Genomic DNA, 11,777 nt, shown 5'->3' with positions numbered 1-11,777 from the left:
GGCGGGCGGCGTGGCGGGTTTCTTGCTCAGAGCGGGATGACGTCGACGGCCTGCGGCCCCTTGGGCCCCTGCTCCACCTGGTACTCCACCCGCTCGCCCTCCGTCAGGCTCCGGAACCCGCCCCCGATGATGCTCGAGTAGTGGACGAAGACGTCCGGGCCGGGGATGTCCGGCGTGATGAAGCCGAACCCCTTCTCGGCGTTGAACCACTTCACGGTGCCGAAGTTGACCAGGGCCCGGCGGCCCTGCGCCGCCACCGGGCCGGGCGCGGCCCGGTTCGCGCTCGCCTGCGCGGGGGTCGCCTGCGCGGGGGTCGCCTGCGTCGGGGTCGCCTGTGCCGGGGTCGCCTGTGCCGGGGCTGCCTGTGCCGGGGCGCAGAGCGCGATCAGGGCCGCGAGGGCGAGGAGCGGCACGCACACCACGGCCGTCACGCGGCCGCGGACAAGGGAGAGAGGGGACATCGCGCACTTCCTGACGGGACGTAGCCGATCGCCCACTCACAGTGCGGGCGGGGGCCGTTCTCCCGCAAGTCCCCGGAGCGGGAAGTCGGCCCGGCCGACTTCCCGCGTCCCGGCGCCACGACGGGAACCTCAGCAGCCCCGGCCGCCCCTCCTGCCACAATGCGCGGTGAGCGTTCTCGTAGCCGCCACCATGCAGACAGTGAGGTCATCATGTCGAAGGTCAAACTGAGTACCAACCACGGCGACATCGTCCTGCGCCTCGACGCGGAGAAGGCCCCGGCGACGGTGGAGAACTTCCTCCGGTACGTCACGGACGGCTTCTACGACGGGACGGTCTTCCACCGGGTCATCGACAACTTCATGGTCCAGGGCGGCGGGATGGAGCCCGGACTGAAGCGGAAGGAGACCCGCGCGCCCATCCAGAACGAGGCCGACAACGGCCTGAAGAACGTCAAGTACTCGGTGGCGATGGCCCGCACGGGGGACCCGCACTCGGCCACCGCCCAGTTCTTCATCAACGTCGCCGACAACGACTTCCTCAACCACAGCGGCAAGAACCCCCAGGGCTGGGGCTACGCCGTCTTCGGCGAGGTGGTCGAGGGCCAGGGCGTCGTGGACGCCATCAGGGCCGTCGCCACGGGCTCCAGGGCCGGCCACCAGGACGTCCCCAAGGAGGACGTGGTCCTGGTGAAGGCCGAGGTCGTCGAGTAGGGCGGACGGGCGGGCGGGGAGCGGTCGGGAGTGGGAAGTCGGCCCGGCCGACTTCCCACTGCGCGCGGCGCGCCGGAGCAGGGCCGGGAAAGCCCGGAGGTCGGAGCGCGGAAATCCGGATGACCGCGGCCGCCACCGCCCCCGACAATGGCGCATGCTGACCGACCACTGGCCGCTGCTGGGCCTGCGCCTGCGCACCCCCCGCCTCGAACTGCGCCTGCCCGCCGACGACGAACTCGCCGCCCTGGCCGACCTCGCCGCCCAAGGCGTCCACGAACCGGACCGGATGCCCTTCATCGTCCCGTGGACCGACCTCCCCCCGGCCCAGCGCGCCCGCTCGGTGGTCCAGCACCACTGGCTGCGCCTGGGCAACTGGTCCCCGGACGACTGGGCGCTGAACCTGGCCGTCTTCGAGAACGGCCGGGTCGTCGGCCTGCAGACCGTCGCCGCCCGCGACTTCGCCGTCCTGCGGCAGGCCTCCACCGGCTCCTGGCTCGGCGCGCGGCACCAGCGGCAGGGCATCGGCACCGAGATGCGCGCCGCCGTCCTGCACCTGGCCTTCGCGGGCCTGGGCGCGACGGAGGCGGTGTCGGGCGCCTTCGAGGACAACCCCTCCTCGTACGCCGTGTCGCGCAAGCACGGCTACGAACCCGACGGCGTCGACCGCCACCTGGTCCGCGGGCGCGGCGTGACGGAGCGGCGGCTGAGGCTCACCCGGGAGCGCTGGCAGGCGCGGCGCGAGGTCCCCGTCACCGTCGACGGACTGGCGCCCTGCCTGCCGCTGTTCGGCCTGCCGGGCGACCGCGGCGAGGGCATTTCAGACCCCGCGTGAGTGGGGCCTTTGGGACGGTACGGTCAGGCGATGTACACGCTCCCGCCGAACCGCACGACCACCCGCGGCTGTCCGTTCACTCGTCCGTGAGCACCGGAAAGCGGCGCCGAGGCCTGGCAGACTCGACCGCATGCCCGAACAGACCCCCGTCCCGGCAGCGGACGAGGACGACGCCCTGCGCCCCTACACGGCCCACTACCCCGACGTGGCGCGGGCCGGGTCGCTGCTGAAAGCCCTTCGGGCACAAGCCGATCGGGCGGGGCTCCGGCTCGGGGGCGAGCCGGCCGCCGAGCCGGGCCGGCGCCGGACGGCGGCCCGGGTGACCACCGGGGACCGGTCGACACGGGTCGGGATGACGGCGAGGGAGCGCGGCTTCGACGTCGGCTGCTGGGCGGGCGGAGTCCACCTGGCCACCGGCAGCACCGGCGACCTCGCCGAGGCCGCCGGGGCGGTGGCCACCTGGCAGGCAGGGGCCCGCCTCGCCGAACTCCTCGCGCGGTGGCCCTTCCTGCGGACCTGGGAACTGGCCGAGGCCCACGAACGGGGCGACGCCGTGCCGGTCCGGTGGCGCCGACTGCGCGAGTCCGCCACGTACGAGCGCCGACACGAAACCGGCCTACGGGAACTCGTCGAGGCGGCCCACGCACAGCCACGCCTGCGGGCCCTGTCGCCGGGCCGGAGCATGTACTGGCTCACCTTCAGCCGCCGGGCGGCGCCGCCGATCTCCTACGACCTGCCAAGGGTCGCGCCACTCGGCGACGGCCGCTACCGGGTGCGGTTCGACGACGGGCGGCTGCAGGACGTCGACGGCGCGGAGGCGGCCGTCGCGGCGGTCGTCGACGCGCTGCCCGACGACGCCGTGCCCTCCTGAGCCGACGACCGCTACGAGTTCCTGGCCGCACGCGAGCGCCGTCGTCAACTACCGGGCCGGGCCGGGCCGGGCCGCCCCGCGTGCTGCGGCCAAGCGGGCGCGCGGCCTCCCGGGTGCGCGAACACCATGCGCGTCGACAAACGATGAACCGCACATGTCACGGCGTTCACCGCGCCGTCCACCGTTCGTTGACCGGCCGGCCGGATCGTTCACCACGGCGCGGAACACAGCCCGCGCACCCCACCCACGACCCACGGAATCGAGGGAGACCATGCGTATCTCCGCACGTACCGCCGCGCTGGCCGCGGTGACCGCCATCGGGCTCGGCACCATCGCCACCGGCACCGCCCAGGCCGCCCCGGCCCCCGCCCAGGCCGCCCTCTCGGCCGCCCGCAGCACCACGGTCCACCTGCACAACGGCACCGGCTGCACGCTCAACCGCACCGACTACTCGCTGTCCCACGGCATCTGGACCCAGGGCCAGGAGCCGCCGCAGTGGCTGGGCAACACCGGGGACGCCGTCTTCCAGTCGGAGAGCAACGGCTTCATGACCGGCACCGAGGGCTCGGTGACGTTCCAGGCGTCCAACTGCGAGGAGGGCTGGCGCAACGGCGCAACCGTCAGGCTGCACTGGAACAACCCCTACACCGGCTCCAACGGCTACGACGACAACGGCACCACCCAGGGCATGTTCCGCACGACCCGCGACAGCGGCTCCGGCAACAACGCCGACGTCTACTGGGGCGCCTGGAAGGCCTGACCCGGTCCCCGGGCACCGCCGATCGCACCGCTGCGCCGCCCACCCGGCGCAGGCGCGCGAAGGGCGGTGCCCCGTGGCTCGGTGCCGAACGGCCCGGACAGCCCGGGCCGTTCGGCACCCGGAGCGGCCGGGCCGCTCCCGGTGCCGAACGGGGCCGGTCCGGAAACCCGCTTGGCCGGCCGCCCCTGAGCTGCGAGGATGCCTCCGTTTCCCAGACGGAGGACAGTTGTTCGTTTTTGTGTGCGCGGGGTGCGGGGCCGAGCTGACCACCGCACTGTTCCGAGTCGCCCTGCCCGTCCACGCCCACCAGAAGTACGGAAACGGGCTCCAACTCCCCGTGCTGATGGAACCCGGCACGTTCGCCGTGGACCCGGAGCCCTGGGGGCCGCCTTGGCGGCGGTGGGAGGAGGTCCGTCCCGACGAGGCGGCCGCCCGCGGCATCCACGCGCCGGTCCCCGCCCTGTCCGACGGTGCGCCCGGCGCGGTCGTCATCGCCCCGGGGGACGCGCGCAACACCCTGCTGATCCCGGAGGGGCGCGGCGGCTCCTGCTGCGGCCTCGACGGTGCCGACGGCCCCAACACGGCCTGTGCGGCCTGCGGTCGGCCGGTGGCGAGCCGGGTCGACGACTGCTCGCTCTGGCAGGCGGTGTGGCTCGCGCCGGACGCCGTGCGTCGCCTCCCCGTCGACGGAGAGCCCGTCGCGCCGCTGTCCTGGACGGAGGCGGTGGCGGAGGGGAAGGGCACGCCCCCGTTCGAGCCGATCGCCACGTGGGGCGGCTCGCGGCTGGGGTCGGGCCACTTCTGGTCGTGGAGCCCGCAGTGGGAGGCCGCGGCCGGCCGGGCCCTCGCCCACCTGCTGGCGGCCTCGGAACGCCGTCCGGTGACCGTCCCGCACGGCCCGGCCGCGGAGGTGTTCCAACGCGCCCTCGACGCCCTGCTGCCCGCGGGCCCGTCGCCGCGCCGCGCCGTCCTGGCCGGACCGGGACTGCCCGCCCCCGACAGCGGGGCCGACATCCTCCTCGTACCGACCCACCCCCGGACGGGGGAAGCCTGGGCCCCGCCCGCTCAGGCCTCCCACGCGTACCCGGTGCCGCTGCCGGTCGGGGTGTGGCGGTGGCTGGCCTTCCCCGAGCCGCACCTGCCCGTCCCCGCGTCGGGCGGCATGCCCGACGGCGTCCTGCGCGACGACCCGCCCGCTCCGCGCGCCCGTTACCCCTTTCGGGCCGACGAGGGCGTGTTCCGGCACACCCTGGCCCGGCTGCCGGCCGTCCGGTACCCGTGGTTGCGGGAGATCCTGGAGAACCTCACCCAGTACATGCGCGCGGGCCTCTTCTGATGTAGGCCCCGGGCCCGAACGGACCCTCGTGTCGATGAGCGGGAGGGTCCGTCATCCCACTCCGGGCCCGCGGCGAGGCTGCCTGTTGCCCACCGGTGTCCGACGGAGCACCCCGCCCCGTGCTCGGAACAACGAGCGGGGCACGCTGCTGCCGTCCCGCCCGGAGTGACGTGCCGTCACCACGCCACGGGAGGCGCGGGAAGTCGACCCGGCCGACGTCCTACTCCAGAGCGCCGTTCAGCGGCGCGCGCGTTCGTGGTGGACGAGGCCGGCGCTCGTGCAGGTGGGGGTGAAGCCGGCCTTGGCGAGGACCCGGCCGGAGGCGGGGTTGGCCTCCCGGTGGACGGCGAGCACCCGGGCGGGCAGGCCGTCGCCGGTGAGGAACTGCCGTACGGCGGCGGTGGCGTGGCCGCTGCCCCGGGCGTCCTCGCGCACGATGTAGCTGAGCCGGCCGGTGCCGCGGCCGGGGTCGAGCCGGAGCCGGACGACGCCGAGCAGGTCCCCGCCCACCTCGATGCCGCGAACGAGGAGCCCGGGGTCCGTGGCGGCCTCGCGGACGTAGGCGAGGGCCTGGGCGCCGGTCATCGCGCCGAACCACACATCCGTGGCGGACCCGTCGGCATGGATGCGGCGAACCGACTCGGCGTCGCCGTCGGCCAGTTCACGCAGTCGCAGCACCGGAAGCGGGTGCTCGGGTCAGGCGAAGACGAGGCGGAAGACCTGGTTGTAGATGAAGAAGCCGCCCGGCTGGCCGGGGATCGGCTGCAGGTTGAAGGTCTCGGTGAACTGCATCGGCTTGTCGAAGGCGTTGTCGACGGCGAGGTTGCCGGTCACCAGGACCAGGACGCCGCCGCCCGGGGCGGGCTGGGCGTCGGAGGAGGCGATCTGGTGCTTGACGACGGCGAGTTCGGGCTTGTTGATCGTCTCGATGATGCCCGATTGCCCCTGGACCTGCTTGCCCTCCCAGGTGAGCATCGACTCGGGGCGGTAGAGGCCCGCCAGGTTGTTGCGGGTGGCGATGCCGCCGTCGAAGGTCGCGTAGTAGTGCTGGGTGAACGAGTTCGCGATGCCGGTGAAGTCCATGGGCCGGAACGTAGCAACGCGATCGTGCCGAGCACCCGCAGTGGACCGTTCTTGTCGTGCTCCGGTCGCCTGTGTGGTAGCGAGTGGGAAGTCGGCCTGGCCGACTTCCCACTCCGGCGCGGCCGTTCTAGCAGGGGCTGAGCCAGTAGACCCAGCCCCAGGGGGCCGCGCGGTCCTCGCTGTAGCCGCCGGGCGAGGTCCAGCCGACGTTGCCGTCGGCTCCGTAGAACCTGGCGTACAGCGTGGACCGCTGGTTGTTGATCCACGATCCGGTCCCGGTCCAGTAGATGCGGACCGGGTAGTTGCAGGTGAACAGGCGCAGTTCCTCGCCCGTGAAGTTCGTTCCGCTGTACGCGCACACGTAGGTGTACGGGCAGCCCGAGGACAGGGCGGGGGAGTCGGCCTTGGCGGCGAGGTCCCGGGCCCGCTCCTCCCCGGGCAGCGGGAGCAGCAGTTCGCCGCCGGGCAGGGCGATCTTGTTGACGGCCACCTGGCTCGCCCCGGGGGTCTTGGCGAGGTAGTCGTCGACCCGGTCCTGCAGACTCCTGGCCTGGGCACCGCTCAGCCCCAGGTCCCGGGCCTGCGCCGAGAAGCCGGCCTGGCCGGCGCCCGAGCCACCAGCGCCGGTGGCGGCGGACGCGGCCGGGGCGACGCACACCGCCAGGGCGGCCGCGACGGCGAAGGGCACCGCGAGCAGACGCTTCTTCATGGTTCCCGCTTTCAGGCGTTTCAGCATGAAACCTCCTTGTAGGGGTCCTTCGGAAGCCCATCCTGTCCGGGCGCGGAAGCGGGGGTCTTGTAGGAATGCGTACGGCCGCTTGGCACCGGGGCGCGTGGAGCCGTGATCACGTGGCCGGGAAAAAGGGTTGGACGGGACGAGGCCCGGGCTTGTAGCTTGCAGTCGACCGTGACACCGCCCGAGGAGGTGAGACCCATGACCGCAGTACCGATATGGGTGCTCCCCTTGGGGTTCACGGCCGGCGACTGACGCAGGGTGTCGCCGGGAGCGCCGCGATGAGCAGGCAACTCCCGAAAGGCCACACCGATGCACTCTTCCCAGCCCCTTCACTTCACCGCCGAGTCCACGGCGGACGGCATGACCGAACGCGACTTCACCGTGGGCGGCGTCCCCGGCGTGCTCTGGTCACCCGCCTCCCCTGCCACCGGCACCAGTCGCGCACCCCTGGTCCTGATGGGCCACGGCGGCGGCGCCCACAAGAAGCACCCCTCCATGGCGGGCCGGGCGCGGCTCCTGACGGCCGGCTGCGGCTTCCACGTCGCCGTCCTCGACGCACCCGGTCACGGCGACCGGCCGCGCAGCGCGCAGGACGAGGCGGACATCGCCGAACTGCGCGCGGCGCAGGCGGCGGGCGAGCCGGAGGGCCCGGTCGTCGTCCGCTACAACGCCCGCCTGGCCGAGCTCGCCGTACCCGAGTGGCAGGCGGCGCTGGACGCCCTCCAGGAGCTGCCGGAGATCGGCGCCGACGGGCCGGTGGGCTACGTCGGCATCGCCATGGGCACCGCGCTCGGCGTGCCGCTGGTGGCGGCCGAGCCCAGGATCACGGCCGCGGTCTTCGGGCTGATGTGGCCCGACGCCCTGGTCGAGCAGGCGCGGCGGATCACCGTCCCGATCGAGTTCGCCATGCAGTGGGACGACGAGCGCATCCCGCGCGAGGCCGCCCTCGCACTGTTCGACGCCTTCGCCTCGACGGAGAAGACACTGCACGCCAACGCGGGCAAGCACTTCGACTTCCCCAGGTCCGAGGCCGACAGCGCGGCCCGCTTCCTCACCCGGCACCTCGGCCCGACGGCCACCTCGCCGGCGTGACGTGCGCGGTCGCGGCGCCCGGCATGCCGGCCGGGCGCCGCGACCCCTGGCAGCATCGTCCCGAGGGACGGCTCGGACGCTCCCGGGGCGGTCCGCCCTCCGAGAGCCGAACAAACAGTGCCGGAACGGTTGAACCCGCACTCTGACGACGACCTCCCTGTGAGCTCGCCCGCCATGAGGGCTACTGCGCCCACTTCGACGAGGGCGGCGAGTCCCGCGCAGGCGTGGCGGGGGTTCTACGCGGAGGACGCGCTGCTCACCTTCGAAGGCCAGCAGGTCCAGGGACGACAGGCCATCGAGGCGAAGCTTCGGGACCTGAGCAACGTCGACAGCCAGCGGCTGTCCGACGGGGGCGTGCTCACCGTTGTCGTCGGCAAGCTCGGATTCGACGACTCGGCCGTCGACTCCAGTGAGACCTTCGTGCAGACGCTCACCGGCAACCACCTCTCCCTCAGCCACCACGTCTTCCGGCTGGCTTTCTCGCCCGCCTGGCGGAGGTGGCTCTGGAGCCGAGCCGCACCTGGGCGCGGACGGCCGCTGCCGCCCGCTGCCCCCGGCCGTCACGCCGCGACTGCGGGCAGGCCGCCCGCAGTTGGAGCCCGTGGGGGAGAAGACCCGCCTCCCGCGAATCGAACCGGGCCCCGGCCCCGCACAGGAGCGGGGGAGGGCCCGGCCGGAGGGGTCCTTGGAGTCGCGCACGGACATGAGGCCGGGGACGCCGTCGGCGACCGCCCTGCCGCGAGGGGTCCGTAAGGGCGCGCGTGGGCTGCGGCCATGGACGGCGGAGCGGGAAGTCGGCGGGGCCGACTTCTCACGCGAGGCGTTCGGGGGCGGCTGTGAGGTGCCGGCCCTCGTGGGAGCGGACGCGGGCGGGGCCGGGGTGCAGGGCGTCGAGGACGCGGACGGCGTAGACCTCGGCCATGCCGTCGGCGACCTCCTCGGGGGGTCAACCAGGCGATGGCGGTGGACTCGGAGGAGAGCCGTTCGGCGCCGCCGGTGGGGTGGCAGCGGAAGACCAGAGCGACGACGCCACGGGCCATGTTCTTGTAGACGCCCGTGAGTTGGTCGACGCCGACCTCGATGCCGGTCTCCTCTCGGATCTCGCGGCGCAGGCCGTCCTCGACGGTCTCGGCGAGCTCGAGGACGCCGCCCGGCGGCTCCCAGGTGCCGTTGTCGGCCCGCCGGATCGCCAGCACGCGCCCGTCCTCGCGGACGACCACTCCCGCGACGGACACGGAGTGGAGCGCTGCGGGAGAGGGATCGGCGGCGCCGTCCCCGCAGCCGTTCCGGCCGCCGCTGTTCATGGTGGTGCCCTCCTGGTTGAGCGGTGGAGCAGGAAGTCGGCGGGGCCGACTTCCTATGCGCGGGCCGGGTCGGTGGGGATGGTGTTGCCCCGGGACCAGAGTTCCTCGATGTGCTCGGCGAAGCGGTCGAACATGCCGTTCTCCTCGCTGCGTCGCAGGTGCATCAGCGGGGAGTCGTGGCCGACGGTGCGGGCCAGGTGCGGGGTGACCAGGGCGTGTTCGTCGAAGCGGAAGACGGACAGGCCGATGTGGTTCGGGCCGTCCTCCGGGGAGCTGAAGCGCGCCTCGACGCCCTGGCTGCCGGAGAGCTTGGCCAGGTGCTCCAGCGTGACCCGGACCCGGGTGGACACGGTGAGGGCCACGTCCTCGATCCGCTCGCGCCGGCGCGTCGTCCCGGACTCGGGATCACCGAGGAGGAAGCGGATGCGGCAGCCGCTCTCGGCCTTGCGCCGCAGGGTCTGGAGGAGGGCGGGCTGCTCCAGCCAGACGAAGTAGTTGGTGTACCCGGCGAGGAAGACCTCGGACCGCGCCTCGGCGATCAGCTGCGCCCAGACCGACTGAGGGCAGGCCGACCGGTGCGGATAGACGGCGAACACCTCCCGGTCGTGCCCGGTCTTGACGTTCGCCCGGACGCTGTTGGGCCAGATCACTCGTTCATCAACCCCTGAAGCCGCGCAGACATCGATACGGTTCCGCTGATGCGGCACCAGCGCCGCATCGGAGAGCCGGCGTTCCACTGTCCCAGGCGTAAGAAGCCGTTGGTGGGTCTCCTGGAGGAGCGGGAGCCGGCCGCGCGCGAGCGCGTGGAGGGGCTTCGGGAGGCGGCGGACCGGGTACTCGCTGAGCTCGCCGAAGCGGAGACGGCCTGGACAGGCAGGTGAAGCCGGCCCGGAAGCCGGTGATTCCTCCGGGCCGGTGCCCGCGACGAACGCTCCCGCAGGAGTCTCCCTGCCGAGGGCCCGCGCGATCGGGCTCGATCGTCCCGGTGTGGCGTCCCGCGCTTTCCACGGACGCGCTCGCTCCCCACCGCCAGCGCGTCCTCGCCACGCTCACCGGGCAAGCATCCGGCGGGAAGCCGGTGATGTCCTGTCAGAAGATCAACTTCCGTACTCGGACTGGAGCCGGTTCCGGCTAGTGTGGAGGGACTTCGATCGAGGATGAAGCGGCCGGCCGACCGGGGGTGGGCCGACGAGCCCGCCCCGGGACGGTTCACGCTCGCCGCCGGGCCGGCCGGCGGCTCATGGGCCTCGTCATCGGCCACGGCACCATCCGCTCACGCACGGCGGGGCAGCGAATCGTCTCGTCCTCGCGTGATCGCCAACGAAAGAGCAACCGATGCAACCGATTGTCCTGTTCGACCTGGACGGCCTTTTGATCGACTCCGAGCCGGTCTGGGACGCGGCAAAGCGTGACGTGTTCGGTCCGCTTGGCCTGCACCTCACGACGGAGATGCAGGCGGCGACGCGCGGGCTGCGGCAACGGGACATGGTGGCCTACTGGTTCGATCGGGCCACGATTCAGGCCGACCCCGACGACGTCGAGCGGCAGATCGTGGCCGCCGTGTGCCGCAGGTTGGAGGGAGTGGCGCTGAAACCCGGCGCCGAACACGCCGTCGCGGCGTGCGCGCGCGCATCGAGGGCGATGGCCGTCGTGTCGTCTTCGCCGGAGTCGGTGATTCGGCATGCGCTCGCGAGCACCGGCCTTGACCGATCCTTCGATGCCGTGTTCTCGGCCGAAGACGACGAACACGGCAAGCCCCACCCGGGTGCCTATCTCCGCGCAGCCGCCGCCCTCGGCGCGTCACCCGACGAATGCGTCGTGATCGAGGACTCGCTCAACGGCGTCCTCGCCGGCGTGTCAGCCCAGATGACGGTCGTCGCCGTTCCCGAGGCCGCTGATCGCCGCGATCCTCGCTTCGCGATTGCCACGCTGGTACTGGAGTCCCTCGAGGATCTCGACACCTCTGTATTCGGCGCGTATGTGTCCGGGGGGAGCCGGGACGCCACGTGGGCATCGCGTGCTGTGGATCCTCAACCGTTCCGCGAACCGGATCGTGCTGTATGACGCCCTCGATCGTGGGTCCGGGCCTTCACGGGTGAAGGCCCGAACCCACCCCGGGACGGTTCACGCTCGCCGCCGCTTCACCCGGTTGTGGGCGCCTCCTTGGAGGTGATCGGGGTGGCGGCCGACGGCCTGGCAGGATGACGGCATGGAACGAGTGCTCGGCATCGGCGGATACTTCCTGCGGGCCGCCGACCCGGCGGCGCTGGGCGCCTGGTACCGCGACTGCCTGGGGCTGGACGCCGACGAGCACGGCCTGTGGCAGCAGGAAGCCGGGCCGACGGTGTTCGCGACCTTCGAGTCCGGGACCGACTACTTCGGGCCCCGCGACCAGCAGACCATGCTCAACTTCCGCGTCCGCGACCTGGAGGCGATGCTCGCCCAGCTGCGCGCCAAGGGGGCCGACGTGGCCGGGGAGACGCAGGAGATGGACGGGGTCGGCCGGTTCGGCTGGGTCACCGACCCCGAGGGCAACCGCATCGAGCTCTGGCAGCCCGCCTGACCGCGCCGCCGCGGGCATGCCTCCGGCC

At 72.9% G+C, this 11,777-nt stretch carries 14 protein-coding genes and 1 pseudogene; 9 read left to right on the top strand and 6 right to left on the bottom strand.

Annotated features, from left to right (window positions below):
• Positions 1–26: 26 nt before the first annotated feature.
• Complete coding sequence (locus AMK13_RS43975; protein WP_074001228.1) at positions 27–233, bottom strand: cold-shock protein; 207 nt, start codon at positions 231–233, stop codon at positions 27–29.
• Between the two features lie 438 nt (positions 234–671).
• Here AMK13_RS43975 and AMK13_RS03975 point away from each other — a divergent pair, with 438 nt between their 5' ends.
• From AMK13_RS03975 to AMK13_RS03955, 5 genes are all read left to right on the top strand, one after another.
• Positions 672–1,172 carry a peptidylprolyl isomerase gene (locus AMK13_RS03975; RefSeq protein WP_074001118.1) on the top strand — a complete coding sequence of 167 codons (501 nt, stop codon included), beginning with the start codon at positions 672–674 and terminating at the stop codon, positions 1,170–1,172.
• A gap of 154 nt (positions 1,173–1,326) precedes the next feature.
• Positions 1,327–2,004, top strand: a complete 678-nt coding sequence (locus AMK13_RS03970; protein ID WP_074001117.1) for a GNAT family N-acetyltransferase — start codon at positions 1,327–1,329, stop codon at positions 2,002–2,004.
• Between the two features lie 130 nt (positions 2,005–2,134).
• Positions 2,135–2,875 carry a DUF6193 family natural product biosynthesis protein gene (locus AMK13_RS03965; RefSeq protein WP_074001116.1) on the top strand — a complete coding sequence of 247 codons (741 nt, stop codon included), beginning with the start codon at positions 2,135–2,137 and terminating at the stop codon, positions 2,873–2,875.
• A gap of 271 nt (positions 2,876–3,146) precedes the next feature.
• Positions 3,147–3,635: a hypothetical protein gene (locus AMK13_RS03960; RefSeq protein WP_079271797.1), complete on the top strand. Its 489-nt coding sequence runs from the start codon at positions 3,147–3,149 to the stop codon at positions 3,633–3,635.
• Between the two features lie 226 nt (positions 3,636–3,861).
• The gene (locus tag AMK13_RS03955) at positions 3,862–4,971 is read left to right on the top strand and encodes a hypothetical protein (protein ID WP_074001115.1); all 1,110 of its coding nucleotides are present in this window, start codon (positions 3,862–3,864) and stop codon (positions 4,969–4,971) included.
• 237 nt (positions 4,972–5,208) lie between these two features.
• Here AMK13_RS03955 and AMK13_RS03950 read toward each other — a convergent pair whose 3' ends face one another.
• The 3 genes from AMK13_RS03950 to AMK13_RS03940 all read right to left on the bottom strand — a co-directional run bounded on the left by AMK13_RS03950 (position 5,209) and on the right by AMK13_RS03940 (position 6,790).
• Entirely contained in the window at positions 5,209–5,649 is a 441-nt protein-coding gene (locus tag AMK13_RS03950) for a GNAT family N-acetyltransferase (RefSeq protein ID WP_074001114.1), read from the bottom strand.
• Positions 5,650–5,667: 18 nt separating this feature from the next.
• Positions 5,668–6,054 carry a nuclear transport factor 2 family protein gene (locus tag AMK13_RS03945; protein ID WP_074001113.1) on the bottom strand — a complete coding sequence of 129 codons (387 nt, stop codon included), beginning with the start codon at positions 6,052–6,054 and terminating at the stop codon, positions 5,668–5,670.
• A gap of 127 nt (positions 6,055–6,181) precedes the next feature.
• The gene (locus tag AMK13_RS03940) at positions 6,182–6,790 is read right to left on the bottom strand and encodes a peptidase inhibitor family I36 protein (RefSeq protein ID WP_143204475.1); all 609 of its coding nucleotides are present in this window, start codon (positions 6,788–6,790) and stop codon (positions 6,182–6,184) included.
• Positions 6,791–7,099: 309 nt separating this feature from the next.
• Between AMK13_RS03940 and AMK13_RS03935 the strand changes: the two genes are divergently transcribed.
• Both AMK13_RS03935 and AMK13_RS46380 read left to right on the top strand, forming a co-directional pair.
• Entirely contained in the window at positions 7,100–7,882 is a 783-nt protein-coding gene (locus AMK13_RS03935; protein WP_074001112.1) for a dienelactone hydrolase family protein, read from the top strand.
• A gap of 174 nt (positions 7,883–8,056) precedes the next feature.
• On the top strand, positions 8,057–8,635 hold the full coding sequence (locus AMK13_RS46380; RefSeq protein ID WP_143204474.1) for a ketosteroid isomerase family protein: 579 nt from the start codon (positions 8,057–8,059) through the stop codon (positions 8,633–8,635).
• A gap of 58 nt (positions 8,636–8,693) precedes the next feature.
• Here the strand turns inward: AMK13_RS46380 and AMK13_RS03925 are convergent.
• Positions 8,694–9,186: pseudogene (locus AMK13_RS03925) on the bottom strand (NUDIX hydrolase).
• Between the two features lie 53 nt (positions 9,187–9,239).
• The gene (locus AMK13_RS03920; RefSeq protein WP_074001110.1) at positions 9,240–9,836 is read right to left on the bottom strand and encodes a DUF5919 domain-containing protein; all 597 of its coding nucleotides are present in this window, start codon (positions 9,834–9,836) and stop codon (positions 9,240–9,242) included.
• Between the two features lie 685 nt (positions 9,837–10,521).
• On the opposite strand from AMK13_RS03920, the gene AMK13_RS03910 reads away from it, so the two are divergent.
• Together AMK13_RS03910 and AMK13_RS03905 are read left to right on the top strand one after the other, a co-directional pair.
• Complete coding sequence (locus AMK13_RS03910; RefSeq protein WP_074001108.1) at positions 10,522–11,250, top strand: HAD family hydrolase; 729 nt, start codon at positions 10,522–10,524, stop codon at positions 11,248–11,250.
• Positions 11,251–11,395: 145 nt separating this feature from the next.
• Positions 11,396–11,749, top strand: coding sequence for a VOC family protein (locus AMK13_RS03905; protein ID WP_074001107.1), 354 nt, complete (start codon positions 11,396–11,398; stop codon positions 11,747–11,749).
• The last annotated feature ends 28 nt before the right edge of the window (positions 11,750–11,777 follow it).

This window comes from Streptomyces sp. CB02056 (genome assembly GCF_001905545.1).
Taxonomy (GTDB): Bacteria; Actinomycetota; Actinomycetes; order Streptomycetales; family Streptomycetaceae; genus Kitasatospora.
Note: the sequence above shows the minus strand (reverse complement) of the source record. Positions and strands in the feature narration are given on the sequence as shown.

Excerpts from the sequence above, each read along its gene's own strand:
- AMK13_RS03970 (WP_074001117.1), top strand. The coding sequence starts at position 1,327 with ATGCTGACCGACCACTGGCCGCTGCTGGGCCTGCGCCTGCGCACCCCC.
- AMK13_RS03905 (WP_074001107.1), top strand. The coding sequence starts at position 11,396 with ATGGAACGAGTGCTCGGCATCGGCGGATACTTCCTGCGGGCCGCCGAC.
- AMK13_RS46380 (WP_143204474.1), top strand. The coding sequence starts at position 8,057 with ATGAGGGCTACTGCGCCCACTTCGACGAGGGCGGCGAGTCCCGCGCAG.
- AMK13_RS03910 (WP_074001108.1), top strand. The coding sequence starts at position 10,522 with ATGCAACCGATTGTCCTGTTCGACCTGGACGGCCTTTTGATCGACTCC.
- AMK13_RS03940 (WP_143204475.1), bottom strand. The coding sequence starts at position 6,790 with ATGCTGAAACGCCTGAAAGCGGGAACCATGAAGAAGCGTCTGCTCGCG.
- AMK13_RS03965 (WP_074001116.1), top strand. The coding sequence starts at position 2,135 with ATGCCCGAACAGACCCCCGTCCCGGCAGCGGACGAGGACGACGCCCTG.
- AMK13_RS03975 (WP_074001118.1), top strand. The coding sequence starts at position 672 with ATGTCGAAGGTCAAACTGAGTACCAACCACGGCGACATCGTCCTGCGC.
- AMK13_RS03960 (WP_079271797.1), top strand. The coding sequence starts at position 3,147 with ATGCGTATCTCCGCACGTACCGCCGCGCTGGCCGCGGTGACCGCCATC.
- AMK13_RS03945 (WP_074001113.1), bottom strand. The coding sequence starts at position 6,054 with ATGGACTTCACCGGCATCGCGAACTCGTTCACCCAGCACTACTACGCG.
- AMK13_RS03935 (WP_074001112.1), top strand. The coding sequence starts at position 7,100 with ATGCACTCTTCCCAGCCCCTTCACTTCACCGCCGAGTCCACGGCGGAC.